We start from the raw sequence: 15,348 nt of genomic DNA, 5'->3' as shown, positions 1-15,348 counted from the left end.
CTCAACACACGATATATCGCGTTCCCTGGGATTGCAAACGTTCCGCGGAGATTGCCTGGACGCCCCGCCGCGCGAGTCTCCGCGGCGGCGCGCAACCGAGCGGCTTGACCTCATCGTTAGCAAGCACTAACGTAAGCAGTGATCGACAGAAGGCTCGATTCAGGGAGGAATCATGGGACAGCCGGTAGCGATGTTCGAGATCACGGCACGCGACACAGAGCGGGCGACTCGGTTCTACAGCGAACTGCTCGGATGGACGGCACAGCCCGCCGGGGGCGGATATGCACTGATCGACACGCAGTCTGGCGAGGCAGCGATACCCGGCGGGATCGGCCACCCAGAAGACGGCGGCGGCCCGCGCACGACCATCTACGTGCGGGTGGACGACCTGCAGGCGTGCCTCGACAAGGCCACCGAACTCGGGGGCACGGCTCTCGTGCCCCCGACCGAACTGCCAGACGGCTTCGGTTCGTTCGCGGTGTTCGCCGACCCCGAGGGCACGCCCATCGGACTGTGGGCCTAGTGGCCGGCGCGCAATCGGCGACCGGCGCCGCGGCAGATCCTGGGTGGCCCGAGGCGACGGATACGACGGTGCTGCGCGCGGTGGCAGAGCCGCGACGGCGCGAGATTCTGCGCCTCGTGGCATCCACCGAGTTGAGCGCGGGCGAGATCGCGGAGTCGTTCGACGTGTCGCGCCCGGCGATCAGCCAGCATCTGACGGTGTTGAAGGATGCCGGCCTGCTGACCGAGCGCCGCGACGGCACCCGAAGGTTGTACCGCACTCGAGCCGAAGGCTTGAGAGGGCTGCGCCGGTTCCTCGATGAACTCTGGGGTTCTGCCCTTGCGGATGCCGCGAGCATCGTCGAGTCTGAGGCCGACGAGACGGACGCCGCCACCGACGGCATCCCGCAGCACGGGATCGAGGCGGGTCGATGAGCAGCCAGGAGGATGCCGCACCGGGCGACGCCGCGGTGCTCGCCTTCGAGCGCCCTCCGATCCGCAAGAGCATCGTGGTTCGCCGAGGCCGCGAGGTCGTCTTCGAGACGTTCGTGCGCACGATCGACCGCTGGTGGCCGCTGCGCCCGTTCTCGATGGGCGAGGACCGTGTGGCATCTGTCACCTTCGAGCGCGTGCTCGGAGGCCGCGTGTACGAGACGTGGCACGACGGCACGGAGCGGGATTGGGGTGTCGTGCTGGACTGGGCGCCACCGGAACGCTTCGCGATGACGTGGAACGTGACGGGCGTTCCGACCGAGGTGGAGCTGCGGTTCGTGGCCGAGGCATCCGACCGCACGCGGGTCGAGCTCGAGCACCGGGGTTGGGAGAGTCTGAGCGAGCAGCAACTGCGTGAAGACTGCGCGCTGCCAGGCGGCTATCTGGGCGGCTCGTTCAGCCGCGGCTGGGATGCGATCCTCGCGCGCTTCGTCGAGGCAGTGGAAGGCACGAAGCCCGTTGCCGACGCGATGACGGGCGCATCGGGCGGCAGTGAGAAGGTGGCGCGATGAGCGATCACGAGCGACGGCCCGCGCTGCCGGAGCTTCCGAACGTCGACGACGACGAGATGCGCAGGCGCCTCGCACTCGTTCGCCGGTACTCGGTGGTGGTGCTACGGCACGGACCGAACTACGAGAGCCCTGAGGCGCGGTCGATCATCTGGGAGCACGGCAGACGCAACATGCAGCTGGGGGATGCCGGCATCCTCTCCGTCGTGCTTCCCGTACGCGACGGCAGCGACATGGCCGGCATCGGTGTGTTCGACCGCTCGCCCGAGGAGACTGCCGCGATCATCGAGGCCGACCCCGCCGTCGCAGCAGGCGTGCTCGTGGCAGAGGTGCACGAGGCATCCGGCTTTCCGGGAGCCGCGCTGCCGTCCTGACGGCCCGACGCGGCGGCCGACCAGGCGGTCTGCGCCTTCTTTTCGCAGACGCTTGACTCTCCCCTCGGGGGAGGCTCGAGAACGGTGTCATGACAACCAACGACACCGTCATCGGTTCCACAGCCCCGGTCGTGCCGGCCTCTGCGTCGGCCGCGGTCGGCCTGCCCGATCCCATCGAAGCCCGTCCGCCCTGGCGGGCGCTCTCCGCCCTTCTCATCGGCACGTTCATCACTGCGATCGACTTCTTCATCGTCAATGTCGCGCTGCCGTCGATGAAGTCGGACCTGCACACGACTGCCGGAGACCTCGAATGGCTGGTCGCCGCCTACTCGCTCGGCGTCGCATCGTGCCTGCTCGTTGCGGGGCGGTTGGGCGACAGATATGGCCGGCGCAGGGCATTCCTGTTCGGCATCGGCGCGTTCACCGCGGCATCCGTGCTCTGCTCCGCCGCCCCCGACGCAGGAGTGCTCGTCGCCGGTCGTCTCGTTCAGGGCATGGCGACCGCCTTCGTCATTACGAGCGTGCTCGCCATGATCGGATCCCTGTTCCACGGCCAGGCGAGAGCCAGGGCGATCGGGCTGTACGCGGCAGTGCTGGGCGTCGGTGCCGCCGCCGGCCAGATCATCGGCGGACTCCTCATCGCAGGCGACCCGTTCGCCCTGGAGTGGCGCAGCATCTTCGCGATCAACATTCCGATCGGGCTGCTCGCCCTCGTGCTCGCTCCGCTCGTCGTGCCCGCGACGCGGGGAGTGGTGCATCGTCTCGACATCGCAGGCATGGTGCTCATGACGGCCGCCGTGCTCGCGCTCGTCCTTCCGCTGATCGAAGGCCGCGACGCGGGATGGGCGCCGTGGGTGTGGGTGTGCTTCGCGTGCGTGCCCGTCGTTCTCGCCGCATTCCTCGCACAGCAGCGCCGTCTCGAGGTGCGCGGTGGTGAGCCGCTGTTCCCCAGAATGCTCCTGCGTACGCCGGCCTTCCGCTTCGGAATGCTGTGGCAGCTCGTGTTCTGGTGCGGGCAGGCATCCTTCTACCTGGTGCTCACCATGTACCTGCAGGTGGCAAGAGGCCTCACCGCGCTCGAGTCGGGCGGGATCTTCCTCGGTCTCGCCATTCCGTACATCGCAGCCGTCGCTCTCGCGCCGCGGCTCGCGCAGCGCCTCGGGCGCGGAGTGCTCGTGGCGGCCGCGATGTGCAATCTGGCCGGCTTCGCTGCGCTCGCCTCGGTGGCGATGACCGGCGGCGATGTGGCGTGGCTGCTCGTCGGGTTCGTGCTGTGCGGGGCGGCGCAGGGTCTGAGCATCCCCCCGTCCACTCGCCTCGTGCTCGCGACGGCGACGCAGGAGGAGGCCGGGATCGTCTCCGGCGTGCTGTCGACCATGCAGCAGGTCGGAGGTTCGATCGGCGTGGCAGTCGTGGGCACGGTCTTCTTCGGCGTGGTCGCGGCGGTCGGACCGGCGCTCGCCTTTGCCGCGAGCCTCATTCCGCTCGCGGGCATCGCTGTCGCAACGCTCGCGCTCACCGCACTGCTTCCGAGGACGGGTGCCCGATGACCGCCGCGGCTTTCCTCGGTTCCGCACGGGTCCGCACCTCTGTCGCAGAGGCAGCGCTGGAAGGCCACGCCCGGTCGAGCGGCATGTCGGCCGGCCCTGGCAGGATCGACGACGTGACGGGATCCCTGGTCTCCATCGGCGACTTCTCGCGCATGACGCACCTCACGGTGAAGGCGCTGCGCTACTACCACGACGTCGGGGTGCTCGAGCCAGCCAGCGTCGACCCGAGCAGCGGATACCGGCGCTATGCCACCGATCAGGTGCCCGTCGCACAGGTCGTCAAGCGCCTGCGTGCTCTCGACATGCCCATCGACGAGGTGCGCGAAGTGGTGTCGTCGCCCGATGTCGAATCACGCAACCGCACCATCGCGGCGCATTTGAAGCGCATGGAAGCGCAGTTGGCGAAGACGAACGATGCCGTCGCCTCGCTGCGGGCGCTGCTGGGTTCGGAGGGGCACCGTGACGGCGCGGTGTCGTTCCGCACCCGGGCGGCCCAGACCGTGCTCGCCATCGACGAGCAGGTCGACATGGAGCGCGTCGGCCCCTGGCTGCTCGCGGCGCTGGGAGAGCTCGTCGAGGCGGCCGGCAGGCTCCACGTGGAACTGCACGGCGCGCCGGGCACGCTGTTCTATCCGGAGCTCTTCGAGGAGGGGCGAGGGCGATTGACCGCGTTCGTGCCCGTTCGGGAGGGTCGCGGTGAAGGCATCCGGTCGGGGCGTGTCGAGTGGGTGGAGTTGCCAGCCGGCGACAGCGCCGTGATGCTGCATGTCGGCTCGCACGCAGACATGGACACCACATACGGCGAGCTCGGCTCCTACGTCGCGCAGCGCGCGATCGGCGTCACCGGTCCGATCAGGGAGGATTTCCTCGTCTCGGCACTCGACACCGACCGCGAAGCCGATTACCGCACCGAGGTGTCATGGCCCGTGTTCCGCACGGCCGACGAGTCGTCCTGACGCCCTCGCTCCGTTCTTTTGCCGACTCGCTTGACCTTGACGTTACGTAAACCTCTAGCGTCGTTGTCATGAGGGATGACACGGATGTCCGCACCGCAGCGATCGGAGTGGCAGACGAAGCCGAGGCGGTCGAGTTGTCGATTCAGCAGCTTGCGCGGCTGGTCGGCACGACCAGCCGAACGCTGCGTCACTACGACGACATCGGGCTGCTGAAGCCGAGCCGCATCGGCGGCAACGGATACCGCTACTACGACGAGCGTGCGCTCGTGCGTCTGCAGCGCATCCTGCTGCTCCGCGAGCTCGGGCTCGGGCTGCCCGAGATCGCCGCCGTGCTGGAGCGGGAGACCGACGAGGCCTCCGCACTCCGGCACCACCTGCGCTGGCTGAAGAGCGAGCAGGAGCGGCTGGCGCGGCAGGCGGCATCCGTGGAATCCACCATCGAGGCACTGGAGAAAGGAGAGCCGATCATGGCCGATAAGGCATTCGATGGATTCGATCACACGCAGTACAAGCAGGAGGTCGAGGAGCGCTGGGGAAAGGACGCGTACGCCAAGAGCGACGCGTGGTGGCGCTCGAAGACCGACGAGGAGAAGAGGGCGTTCCAGCAGGAGCACCTCGACATCGCCGCCGGTTACGCGTCCGCACGCGCCGAGGGTGTCGACGTGGCGGATGCCAGGGTGCAGCAGCTCGTGCAGCGCCACGTCGACTGGCTGAGCGCGTCGTCCCCTGCGACGGGCGTGACCATCACGCGCGAGACACTGCTCGGATACGGCGACATGTACGTCGCGGACGATCGGTTCGCCGCAAACTACGGCGGCACCGAGGGTGCCGAGTACGTACGCGAGGCGTTCCGCGCCTACGCCGAGCGGCAGCTCTAGGCGCGCATCTGCGCGCGGGTGGCTGCTCAGTCACGGGGGCCGAGCGCCCAGCGCTCCCTGGCGGGCTCGCGGCGGCGAGCGGCGGCATCCGGTTCGATGAGCCGGGTGTCGCCCTCCTCGAGGGTCGCCGCCTCGGGCAGCCGGAGCGCGAACAAAGGGATGGCGACGTGCACGAGTGGCCCGATGCACAGCGCGAACGCCAGCGTGCCCCAACCGACATTGCCGCCCAGCAGCCAGCCGATCAACAGCACGACGGCTTCGATGCCCGTGCGCACGAGCCACACCGGCCGGCCGGTGCGGGCATGGAGGCCCGTCATCAGACCGTCGCGCGGTCCGGGCCCGTACTGCGCCCCGATGTAGAGACCGGATGCCGCCGCGATCAGCACGAGACCGCCCGCGAAGAGCAGGATGCGCGCCCACAGCTGGTCCGGCTGCGGAATGGCCCAGAGCCCGAATTGTGCGGACGGTCCGACCAGCAGCACGTTCAGCACGGTTCCGAGGCCTGGCCGCTGGCGCAGCGGGATCCAGAACAGCAGCACGACGGCGCCCACCAGGTTGGTCACGAGCCCGAACGGGATTCCCGTTCGCTTCGCAATGCCCTGGGCGAGAACATCCCATGGCTCGACGCCGATGGTGGCCTGCAGCATGGTGGCGATCGCGATGCCGTAGAGGAAGAGACCCGCGAGCAGCTGAATGCGTCGATGCGCCGGGCTCGCAGCTCGGGCGGCGAGCCAGCCGGAGCGGCGCACGGCGGAAGCCGCAATGCCGGGGCCTGCGGTGCCGGAGATCAAGATTGGCTGCATAACAAGTATCCAATCTCGGAACTGGCCTTTCAGTGTATAGCCAATTCGGCTAAAGTGGACTGATGGCCAGCACCGCGATCAGTCCACGCTCCCTTTTGGACCTACTTGGCGAGTGGCGTGATGCCGGACCCTCCTACGAAGCTTTGGCGGATCGCATCCGCCTCCTCGTCATCGACGGCCGGCTGCTCTCGGGCGTGCGCCTTCCCGCCGAGCGCAACCTCGCCGCGCAGCTCGGCGTGAGTCGCACGACCGTGACGGCGGCGTACCAGCGGCTGCGTGAGCAGGGCTTCGCGATCAGTAGGCAGGGCTCAGGCACCCGCACGGCGCTCCCGGGCGGCGCCGCCTCGTCGACCGTGCCCGCGCCGGGTCTGCTCGACTTCACCAAGGCGGCGCTGCCTGCGCCGTCGATGATGGCGGATGCCGTGCGCCGGGCATCCGAGCAGCTCACGTCGCTCCTGCACGACACGGGGTACGACCCGGTCGGCCTGCCGGTGCTCAGGGAGGCGATCGCGCGACGGTACACACAGCGCGGGCTCGCAACGGACCCTGACGAGATCCTCGTCACGGTGGGCGCGCAGCAGGCGATTGCGCTGCTCGCCCGCGCCATGGTGAGCCGAGGAGACCGCGCGCTGATCGAGGTGCCCACCTATCCCCATGCGTACGACGCCATAGGTGCGGCTGGTGCGCGGCTCGTGACGGCGCCCGTCGCCGCCGACTCTCGCGACGGTTGGGACGTCGAGGCATTCGAATCCGTGCTCAGGCGCACGAGCCCGTCGATCGCGTACCTGATGCCCGACTTCCAGAACCCCACCGGGCGATCGATGACGGCATCCGTCCGCCGACGCCTGCTCGACGCCGCGGCAGCGCAGGGGACCGTCGTGATCGTCGACGAGACGCCCGCTGAACTCGACATCGACCGCCCGCACACGCTGCGGCCCATGGCCGCCGTCGCTAACGGTGCGGAGGTGATCACGATCGGGTCGGCGAGCAAGACCATGTGGGGCGGCCTGCGCATCGGGTGGGTGCGTGCCGAGCGCTCGACGATCAGGCGGCTGCGCGCCGTGCGCGCCAACATGGACCTCGGCACGCCCGTGCTGGAGCAGCTCGTCGTCACGGCGCTCTTCGACAGCTACGAGACCGTGCTCGAGGAACGACGCGCCACGCTGGCGACGGGCCGTGCGGCCATCGAGCACATCGTGCCCCAAGCCTTCCCGGACTGGGTCGTGCCGCACGTGCACGGTGGACTCGCGGCCTGGGTCAACATCGGAGCACCGGTGAGCTCGCAGCTCGCGCTTGCCGCACGCAGCGAAGGCCTGCTGATCACGGCCGGGCCCCGCTTCGGCGTGGACGGGGCGTTCGAGCGGTTCGTGCGCATCCCGCTGACCCGCAACCAGGAACAGGTCGAGCGGGCTGTCGCCGCGCTCGAGCGCGCCTGGTCGGCTGTCGCGCAGCATCCGATGCCGGAGCCTGGCATGCTCTCCGCCGTCGTCTAGCGGCGGCCCCGCGAGTTACCCGCGGCGGCTGCGGCAGCGCTCAACCAGCGGTGGGCGACGGCTCCGGTCGGCCACTCAGCGGCCGGTGCCATAATCGGCCGGGCGGTGCAAGCAGCCGACGTCTTGCAGCTTCCGCAACCATCACTCTGAGGACCCGGCCGTGCACTCCCTCGCCGTTCTGAGCATGAAGAACCGTGCTCTCATCGCTCTCGTCACCATTGTGGCCGCCGTCTTCGGCGGCATCGCGCTGTTCAACCTGAAGCAAGAGCTCGTTCCGTCGATCGAGTTCCCCCAGCTGGCCATCGTCTCGAGCTACCAGGGTGCCTCGCCCGAGGTGGTCAACAACGACGTCAGCACGCCCATCGAGACCGCCATTCAGGGCGTGCCGAACCTCGACAGCACGTCGGCGGTGAGCAGCACCAACCGTTCGGTGATCACGGCGAAGTTCACGTACGGCACCGATCTCGCGACCGCCGAGCAGAAGCTCGACCAAGCGATCAACCGCATCAAGTCCACGCTTCCCGACACGGTGGACCCGCAGGTGCTCAGCGGAAGCCTCGACGACCTGCCCGTGATCCAACTGGCCGTCACGGGTGATGAGAGCGGCAAGCAGCTCGGCGACGACATCGACAGGCTCGTGCTGCCCGACCTCAAGAAGGTCGACGGTGTCAACGATGCGCAGCTGATCGGACAGATCGGCCAGCGGGTCACCATCACCCCGGATGCCGCCAAGCTCGCCGCATCGAGCACCACGGTGCAGAGCATCAAAGACGCGCTGAGTCAGAACGGCGTGCTGCTGCCCGCAGGCTCGATCACGCAAGACGACAAGACACTGTCGGTGCAGGCAGGGTCAACCATCACGTCGGTGGACGAGATCGCGTCGCTGCCACTCGTCACCACCTCCGCGAGCAGTGCAACGGCCGGCGCAGGGGCGTCAGCGGGCACCGGCCAGGGGTCCGCGCAGCTGCCGAGCGGCCAAACCGCTGCCGCAAAGGCCCCGGCGACTCAGGTGGTCACGGCGCACACCATCGGTGACGTGGCATCCGTGAAGATCACGGATGACCCGAGCACCTCGATCTCGCGCGTGAACGGCAAGCCGGCCCTCACCATCGCCGTCACGAAGCTGCCGAGTGCCAACACGGTCGAGGTGTCGCGTGCCGTCAACAAGATCGTGCCCGACCTGCAGAACAAGCTGGGCAACGGCGCGAAGTTCACCGTGGTGTTCGATCAGGCGCCGTTCATCGAGCAGTCGATCAACTCCCTCACCGAGGAGGGGCTGCTCGGGCTGGCGTTCGCGGTGATCGTCATCCTGATCTTCCTGCTCTCGATCCGCTCGACGATCGTGACCGCGATCTCCATCCCGACCTCCGTGCTCATCACGTTCATCGGCATGTGGGCGAGCGGCTACACGCTCAACATCATCACGCTCGGCGGATTGACCATCGCGATCGGCCGCGTGGTCGACGACTCGATCGTCGTCATCGAGAACATCAAGCGGCACCTCGTCGCGGGCGTCGACAGGGCGAAGACGATCGTGGATGCCGTGCGCGAGGTCGCCGGTGCGATCACGGCCTCCACGATCACCACGGTCGCCGTGTTCCTGCCGATCGCGTTCGTCGGCGACGTGACGGGCGAGCTGTTCCGCCCCTTCGCGCTCACAGTCACGATCGCTCTGCTGTCGTCGCTGCTCGTCGCGCTCACGATCGTTCCGGTGCTCGCGTACTGGTTCCTCCGACCGCCGAGGCCGAAGAAGAGCGCTACGGCCGACGCGGAGGCGGCAGACGACGACGCGAGCCACCTCTCCATAGCCGATGCCGTGGCCAGCGGGCACGACGAGCTGGAGCATCCTTCACGGCTCCAGAAGGGCTACCTGCCCATCATCAACTGGACGCTCAAGCACTCGTTCGTCACCATCATCGTCGCGGTGCTCGTGCTCGGCGGCACGCTCGCGCTGACACCGCTCATGAAGACGAACTTCCTGGGCTCGACCGGGCAGAACACGCTCACCGTCTCGCAGACCTTCGCCCCGGGCACGAGCCTGCAGGCAGAGGATGCCTCGGCCCAGGTCGTGGAGAAGAAGCTGCTGTCGATCGACGGCATCAAGACCGTGCAGCTCTCGATCGGATCCAGCGGGAGCTCGCTGCGGGACGCCTTCTCGGGCGGATCGGGCGGCGCCACGTTCTCCATCACCACGGATCCGAAGGCGGATCAGGAGAAGCTGCAGGCGACGGTGGAGAAACAGCTGGGCGAGGTCGGTGGCCATGGCGACATCACCGTGTCGTCGAACGCCGGCTTCGGCGAATCGAACGACATCGAGATCGACGTCACCGCGTCGACCCAGGCCGACCTGCAGAAGGCATCGGACACCATCGTCTCGAAGGTGAAGAAGCTCGACGCTCTCAGCCAGGTGACGAGCAACCTGAGTGCCTCGCTTCCGTACATCGCCGTCGACGTGAATCGCGCGACCGCGGCGGAGTACGGCCTGAGCGAGGTCGCGGTCGGCAGCCAGGTATCGCAGGCGATGCAACCCACGCAGGTGGGAACCGTTGCGATCAAAGACAACACCCTCAACATCTACATTGCGAACGCGAACCAGCCGACTAGCGTCCAGGCCCTTAGGAACGTGCAGATCGTTACCCAGCGCGGTCCGCAGCCGCTCAGCGCGCTCGCCGACGTGAAGCAGACCGAGGGGCCTGCCACGGTGACGACCCAGCACGGGCTGCGCAGCGCCACGGTGACCGCCACCCCGAACTCGGACGACCTCTCGACGGCGAACGCGCAAGTGTCGAAGGCGCTGGCCGCCGCGAAGCTGCCGCAGGGGGCATCCGCGTCGATCGGCGGCGTCACGGCCAGTCAGGGAACGGCCTTCGCTCAACTCGGCCTCGCGCTGCTGGCGGCCATCCTCATCGTCTACGTCGTGATGGTGGCGACGTTCAGGTCGCTGCGGCAGCCGCTCATGCTCCTGGTGTCCGTGCCGTTCGCCGCGACGGGCGCCATCGCGCTGCAGATCGTTTCCGGCATTCCGCTGGGCGTGGCATCGCTCATCGGCGTGCTCATGCTCATCGGCATCGTGGTGACCAACGCCATCGTGCTCGTCGACCTGGTCAACCAATACCGCAGGAGAGGACTGTCTGTGCCGGATGCCGTGCGGCACGGCGCATCCCGAAGGCTGCGGCCGATCCTGATGACGGCCATGGCGACGATCTTCGCGCTGTTGCCCATGGCGATAGGTCTCACCGGGCAGGGCGGCTTCATCTCTCAGCCGCTGGCCATCGTGGTCATCGGCGGTCTGGTGTCGTCGACGCTGCTGACGCTCGTGGTGCTGCCCACGCTGTACAACCTCGTTGAGGGCGCCCACGACAGGCGGCGTGCCCGCAAGGCGGCGAAGCTCGCGCGCTCTCGACCCGCGGTGGATGCCTCTCGGTCGACGGTGGATGCATAGCCTCGGCTCCGCCGCGAGCATCGCCCACGAACATCGAGGGGGCCGCCCTCTCTCGAGCCTGCGGGCGGAGCCGCTCGCACCGATTCGGAACGGCGCTGGCCGGTCCCTTCGGTCACACGGCGGCGCGTTCCAGCGTGGCGTGCGCCGGATCGGACCCGGCGGTCGCAGCCGCGATTGCCGCCGCCCTGTGCGCGGGGTCGTAGCTCCCGCCCTTCTCTTGCAGGATCACGTTCATGCGGTTGAACGCGTTGATGAGCGAGATCCGCGCCACGAGGGCAGCCAGCTGCTCATCGTCGAAGTGAGCAGCGGCATCCGCCCACACGGCGTCGTCGATGCCGTGGCCGTCGGCGAGGCGCGTGGCTTGCTCGGTGAGCTCCAACGCGGCGCGCTCGGCGTCCGTGAAGACGGTCGTCTCCCGCCACGCCGCTACGAGACTCAGCCGTAGGGGTGACTCACCCGCAGCCGCGGCATCCTTGATGTGCATGTCGAGGCATGCGCCGCATCCGTTGATCTGGCTGGCGCGGATGTTCACCAGCTCATCGATGGACGCCGGCAGCGTCGACTGGTCCAGAACCCGGTTCGCCGACACGATGTATTTCACGAACTTGGGCATGACGGTTGTGCTGAGCGCATTGATGCGGGCCACGATTTCTCCTCTAGTCGCGTTGATCCGGTTACGTAGTGATGACGGATGTCAGAGCGGAGAGGTAACTGACGCGGGGAGAGGTAACTGACGTGCAGCGCAGGAAGCCGGTCAGGCGGACTGCGGCGGCAGGTCTATGGCGCGAAGCTGCTCCGGATCGGTGAGCGACTCCACGCCTACGATGCGCTCGCCCACGATGGTGCAACGCATGACTGCGAGCGGCGCCCCACCGGAACGCCAGGCGACCACGCCAGGGCGACCGTCGACAAGCACCCGGCGAGCCGTGACCGGCGCATTCATGCCGCGTTGCGCCTGCCGCGCGAGCTCCGTGGCCCCGTGTCGCTCGATCACGCCCCTCGACGTGTGGATGCGCCACTTCAGCTGGGGATCGAGCACCTGCAGCAGCCGCTCGAAGTCCCCATCCCGGGCCGCTGCAAGAAATGCATCGACGACCTCGCGTTGCCTGCGGAGGTCGGTCGGATGCTGGGCCGCGCGCACCTTGCGGCGGGCGCGACTGGCGAGCATCTTGGCGGCATCCGTCGACTTGCCGATGATCTCGCCGATCTCGGTGAACGGCACGGCGAACGTGTCGTGCAGCACGAACGCCAGGCGTTCGTCGGGGGTCAGAGTGTCCAGCACGATCTGCAGCGCCGCGCCGACGGAATCCGCGAGCACCGCGTTCCTCTCCGGCGAGCGCGAGTCGTCTTCGGTGACGATCCAGTCGAGCCGGTCGTCGAGCGACGTCTCCGCCTTCGCCGTGCGCGAGCGGAGCATGTCGATGCACACGCGACCCAGCACCGTGGTCAACCAGCCGGCCGCGTTGTCGAGGGATGCTTCATCCTGCCTCGAGAAGCGCAGCCAGGTCTCTTGTACCGCGTCTTCGGCGTCCGTGTGCGAGCGCAGCATGCGAGATGCCAACGCAGTCAGGCGGCCACGCTGCTGCTCGAAGGCCTCTGTCATCGTCCGGTCGTCGCGCTTGGCGTCCACCCAGTCACTCTCCTCGTCTTGACATCGTCATGAAGCATGACGGTCGTGGCTGCGGGAAGGTAACAGCCCCCTGGCGGGTCAGCCCAGGTAGCGGTGCAGGAAGGCCGCGATCGCCGCGCGGCTCGGGGCATCCAGCAGCGCGATCGAGTGGCGGTCGCCTGGCACGAGGCGCAGCTTCGCGGGCACTCCGGCCTTGGTGAGCGCCGAGGCGAAGGCTTCGCCCTGCTCATGAGGAACGAAGTCGTTCTTGGATGCCTGGATGAACGTGGGCGGGTCGGTTGAGTCCACGTGCGCGATCGGCGACGCCGCCGTGGCGCGAGAGCAGTCGGTGAACGTCGCGCATCCGAGGTACGCCAGCTCCATGGCCTGAAGTGCGGCACCCGGGTGCCCGAGCGTCTGACCGCGCGCCGTCAGGTCGACCGGTCCGGAGAGATCGACGAGCGCCGCCACCCGGCTCCCACCGTCCGTCGGCCCGGTGCCCTCGGTCGCCAGGAGCGCAGCGAGGTTGCCGCCTGCAGAACCGCCGAAGAGTGCGACCCGCTTGGGGTCGAGGCCGTAGCGGGCAATGGTGGCGGGCTGGCGGATCCATGAGATGGCCTTGCGAAGCTCTTGCGGTTGCACGGGGAACATGCCCTGCTTGCCCAGCGTGTAGTCCGCCTCGAAGGCGACGAACCCCTCGGACGCAAGCCACTGGCACACCGCCCGGTTGCCCGCCGTTGCCTTATCGCCTTTGATCCAGCCGCCGCCGTGGATGGCGAGCACGGCCGGCCGGTGCGTACCGCGAGTGACGGGGGTGCACACGTCGAGCGTGACGGCGCTTCCGTCGGGCGCCGCGGCGAACGGGAGGTCGCGTACGCTGCCGATGCCGCCCGGCGCGACGAACGTGTCGATGCCCATTGCGGGCTGCGCCGCCTTGCCCACTGATCGGTCCGCGGCTCGAGAGCCGGCGGCGGGGATCGCGGCGGCCGAAGGAGTGGCTCGCACGCCGCTGCTGTGCGCGCCCGGGGCCGCGACCAGCATCCCGACGGCGAGGAGAGCGCACGCGGCGACGGTGGAGCACATGGCGATGAGCCATGCGTGCGGGCGGCGGGGCCTGGTCGGCCCCGAGGAGATTGATCTGGTCACGGGCGCTTGCTGATTCGGGATGATGGCTGAGCGTTTCGACTTCAGTGGCGAATCGTTCGTGATGACCATAGATCACTCCGGGGCGATTCACGCCACGATCGCCGCGAACAGCCGCACGGTTCGCCGCGACTGCGCTCGGCCGCGCCCGTTGCCGTGCGGCGCAGGCGGCGTCGCGAGTGCAACGAGAATGGACCCATGGCGCAGACGAGGGGTGCGGGCGTGCTCCCGCGTGCCGGTCGAGTCGCCTCGCGGGTCTCGACGCTCGAGCTGTTGTTCGACCTCGTGTTCGTGTTCGCGGTGGGCCGGGTGGCAGGGTCCATCGTGGGGCATCCCACGGTCGTCACCGTGCTGCAGGCGGCCGTGACGGTCGGCGTCATGTGGTGGATGTACGACGCATACTCCTGGCTCACGAACCAGGCGGCCGAGCAGACCGTGCTCAGTCGACTGCTGCTCATCCTGGCGATGGCGACCTTCCTCGTGATGTCGCTGTCGATCGCCGATGCGTGGGGTCGGTACGGGATGCTCTTCGGCGTCTGTTACGCCATCGTCGTGGTGATTCACGCCGGCATCTTCATCAGCCGTGGCGGCTCGAGCGGCATGCGCACGATGCTTCGCGTCGGGCCCCTCAACCTGCTGGCGGCGATCAGCCTCATCGTCTCCGGATTCGTCACCGGACCGCTCGACTGGCTGTTCTTCCTGCTGCCGTTCGCGTTCTTCGCGGCGTCTGCCGTGATCGCCACGCGCGTCGGGTTCGCGCTCGGGCCAGAGCACTTCGTCGAGCGGCACGGCCTCGTGATGATCATCGTGTTCGGCGAGTCGATCGTGTCGGTGGGGGCGGGTCTCGTCGGTCGCGAGGTCGGACCGGCCCTGATCGTGGGCGCCGTCGCGACGGTCGCCGTGATCGCTTCACTGTGGTGGTGCTACTTCGCAGGCGACGACGAACGAGCCGTGCGGGTGATGCAGGATGCCTCGCCGCAGCGTCGGGCGACCCTCGGCGTCGTCGCGTACTACTTCGAGCACCTCGTGATGATCGTCGGGCTGATCCTTCTGGCATCCGGGCTGCACGGCGCCCTCGAGGACTCGTTCGCGGTCGCCCGCGCGCCACTCGTCTGGTTGATCTCAGTCGGCATCGCCCTGTTCCTGTTCGGCGAGGCGGCGTACCGCATGACGATGCGGCTCGGCGCGGTCGTGTGGCGTGTGATCGGGGGCTTGGCGGCCCTCGGAACAGTGTTTCTGGGGCTAGCCGCACCCGTGTTCGTGCAGCTTGCGGTGCTGGTCGCGGTGATCGTTCTGACGCTGCTCGGCGAGTCGGCAGTGGAGACCCGAAAGCGCCGGGCGGCACGCGTGGAGCGAGCTGCCAGCGACATCAGCTAGACTCGTTCGGTCGGCTTTGGACACCGCGTGAAATGCGCGGATGGGTTTGTCAGTCCTGTAGGCCGGTTCCGCCGGTGCATGTAGCACCTTTCGCGTCGAAGCACGCCGCGGCGGATGACCACTGTATGTGAACGGCCATACGGACGGCTCGGTGCCGCTCGTCAGCAGTTTCTGCAAGGACGCGACGCCGTGTCGCGGGTTCTGCCATGCAACCCGAGAAC

Annotated in this window: 14 protein-coding genes; 10 read left to right on the top strand and 4 right to left on the bottom strand. The window is 68.2% G+C overall.

Translation table 11 applies throughout. The features are described from left to right. Window positions 1-172: 172 nt before the first annotated feature. From ACO2Q7_RS09015 to ACO2Q7_RS08985, 7 genes are all read left to right on the top strand, one after another. Entirely contained in the window at window positions 173-523 is a 351-nt protein-coding gene (locus ACO2Q7_RS09015; protein WP_423355271.1) for a VOC family protein, read from the top strand. Continuing rightward, window positions 523-936 (top strand): ArsR/SmtB family transcription factor, encoded by a 414-nt coding sequence (locus tag ACO2Q7_RS09010; protein ID WP_423355270.1) that lies wholly within the window; start codon window positions 523-525, stop codon window positions 934-936. Before ACO2Q7_RS09015 ends, ACO2Q7_RS09010 begins: the two co-directional genes overlap by 1 nt. Then, window positions 933-1,505 carry an SRPBCC domain-containing protein gene (locus ACO2Q7_RS09005; protein WP_423355269.1) on the top strand — a complete coding sequence of 191 codons (573 nt, stop codon included), beginning with the start codon at window positions 933-935 and terminating at the stop codon, window positions 1,503-1,505. The genes ACO2Q7_RS09010 and ACO2Q7_RS09005 overlap by 4 nt, the downstream gene beginning before the upstream one ends. Next, window positions 1,502-1,876 carry a hypothetical protein gene (locus ACO2Q7_RS09000; RefSeq protein ID WP_423355268.1) on the top strand — a complete coding sequence of 125 codons (375 nt, stop codon included), beginning with the start codon at window positions 1,502-1,504 and terminating at the stop codon, window positions 1,874-1,876. Before ACO2Q7_RS09005 ends, ACO2Q7_RS09000 begins: the two co-directional genes overlap by 4 nt. 89 nt (window positions 1,877-1,965) lie before the next feature. After that, window positions 1,966-3,426: an MFS transporter gene (locus tag ACO2Q7_RS08995; RefSeq protein WP_423355267.1), complete on the top strand. Its 1,461-nt coding sequence runs from the start codon at window positions 1,966-1,968 to the stop codon at window positions 3,424-3,426. Continuing rightward, on the top strand, window positions 3,423-4,382 hold the full coding sequence (locus ACO2Q7_RS08990; RefSeq protein WP_423355266.1) for a MerR family transcriptional regulator: 960 nt from the start codon (window positions 3,423-3,425) through the stop codon (window positions 4,380-4,382). The genes ACO2Q7_RS08995 and ACO2Q7_RS08990 overlap by 4 nt, the downstream gene beginning before the upstream one ends. Before the next feature lie 68 nt (window positions 4,383-4,450). Then, the gene (locus ACO2Q7_RS08985) at window positions 4,451-5,260 is read left to right on the top strand and encodes a MerR family transcriptional regulator (protein ID WP_423355265.1); all 810 of its coding nucleotides are present in this window, start codon (window positions 4,451-4,453) and stop codon (window positions 5,258-5,260) included. A gap of 26 nt (window positions 5,261-5,286) precedes the next feature. Here ACO2Q7_RS08985 and ACO2Q7_RS08980 read toward each other — a convergent pair whose 3' ends face one another. Beyond that, a complete protein-coding gene (locus ACO2Q7_RS08980) occupies window positions 5,287-6,063 on the bottom strand; it encodes a YczE/YyaS/YitT family protein (protein WP_423355264.1) in 777 nt (258 codons plus the stop codon). Window positions 6,064-6,125: 62 nt separating this feature from the next. Between ACO2Q7_RS08980 and ACO2Q7_RS08975 the strand changes: the two genes are divergently transcribed. Then, window positions 6,126-7,556 (top strand): PLP-dependent aminotransferase family protein, encoded by a 1,431-nt coding sequence (locus tag ACO2Q7_RS08975; protein ID WP_423355263.1) that lies wholly within the window; start codon window positions 6,126-6,128, stop codon window positions 7,554-7,556. A 160-nt stretch (window positions 7,557-7,716) separates the two neighbouring features. Next, window positions 7,717-10,998, top strand: coding sequence for an efflux RND transporter permease subunit (locus ACO2Q7_RS08970; RefSeq protein ID WP_423355262.1), 3,282 nt, complete (start codon window positions 7,717-7,719; stop codon window positions 10,996-10,998). 112 nt (window positions 10,999-11,110) lie between these two features. Here the strand turns inward: ACO2Q7_RS08970 and ACO2Q7_RS08965 are convergent, their stop codons facing one another. From ACO2Q7_RS08965 to ACO2Q7_RS08955, 3 genes are all read right to left on the bottom strand, one after another. Continuing rightward, window positions 11,111-11,644: a carboxymuconolactone decarboxylase family protein gene (locus ACO2Q7_RS08965; RefSeq protein ID WP_423355261.1), complete on the bottom strand. Its 534-nt coding sequence runs from the start codon at window positions 11,642-11,644 to the stop codon at window positions 11,111-11,113. Between the two features lie 108 nt (window positions 11,645-11,752). Beyond that, window positions 11,753-12,601 carry a sigma-70 family RNA polymerase sigma factor gene (locus ACO2Q7_RS08960; RefSeq protein ID WP_423355260.1) on the bottom strand — a complete coding sequence of 283 codons (849 nt, stop codon included), beginning with the start codon at window positions 12,599-12,601 and terminating at the stop codon, window positions 11,753-11,755. 105 nt (window positions 12,602-12,706) lie between these two features. Further along, window positions 12,707-13,753: an alpha/beta hydrolase fold domain-containing protein gene (locus tag ACO2Q7_RS08955; RefSeq protein WP_423355259.1), complete on the bottom strand. Its 1,047-nt coding sequence runs from the start codon at window positions 13,751-13,753 to the stop codon at window positions 12,707-12,709. A gap of 195 nt (window positions 13,754-13,948) precedes the next feature. On the opposite strand from ACO2Q7_RS08955, the gene ACO2Q7_RS08950 reads away from it, so the two are divergent. Beyond that, window positions 13,949-15,127 (top strand): low temperature requirement protein A, encoded by a 1,179-nt coding sequence (locus tag ACO2Q7_RS08950; protein WP_423355258.1) that lies wholly within the window; start codon window positions 13,949-13,951, stop codon window positions 15,125-15,127. The last annotated feature ends 221 nt before the right edge of the window (window positions 15,128-15,348 follow it).

This window comes from Rathayibacter sp. KR2-224, assembly GCF_049446075.1.
Lineage (GTDB): Bacteria > Actinomycetota > Actinomycetes > Actinomycetales > Microbacteriaceae > Humibacter.
Note: the sequence above shows the minus strand (reverse complement) of the source record. Positions and strands in the feature narration are given on the sequence as shown.

Bases quoted from the DNA above. Each gene is read 5' to 3' on its own strand.
- ACO2Q7_RS09005 (WP_423355269.1), top strand. From the start codon at position 933: ATGAGCAGCCAGGAGGATGCCGCACCGGGCGACGCCGCGGTGCTCGCC.
- ACO2Q7_RS08960 (WP_423355260.1), bottom strand. From the start codon at position 12,601: ATGACAGAGGCCTTCGAGCAGCAGCGTGGCCGCCTGACTGCGTTGGCA.
- ACO2Q7_RS08980 (WP_423355264.1), bottom strand. From the start codon at position 6,063: ATGCAGCCAATCTTGATCTCCGGCACCGCAGGCCCCGGCATTGCGGCT.
- ACO2Q7_RS08975 (WP_423355263.1), top strand. From the start codon at position 6,126: ATGGCCAGCACCGCGATCAGTCCACGCTCCCTTTTGGACCTACTTGGC.
- ACO2Q7_RS09000 (WP_423355268.1), top strand. From the start codon at position 1,502: ATGAGCGATCACGAGCGACGGCCCGCGCTGCCGGAGCTTCCGAACGTC.
- ACO2Q7_RS08990 (WP_423355266.1), top strand. From the start codon at position 3,423: ATGACCGCCGCGGCTTTCCTCGGTTCCGCACGGGTCCGCACCTCTGTC.
- ACO2Q7_RS08950 (WP_423355258.1), top strand. From the start codon at position 13,949: ATGGCGCAGACGAGGGGTGCGGGCGTGCTCCCGCGTGCCGGTCGAGTC.
- ACO2Q7_RS09015 (WP_423355271.1), top strand. From the start codon at position 173: ATGGGACAGCCGGTAGCGATGTTCGAGATCACGGCACGCGACACAGAG.
- ACO2Q7_RS08985 (WP_423355265.1), top strand. From the start codon at position 4,451: ATGAGGGATGACACGGATGTCCGCACCGCAGCGATCGGAGTGGCAGAC.
- ACO2Q7_RS08995 (WP_423355267.1), top strand. From the start codon at position 1,966: ATGACAACCAACGACACCGTCATCGGTTCCACAGCCCCGGTCGTGCCG.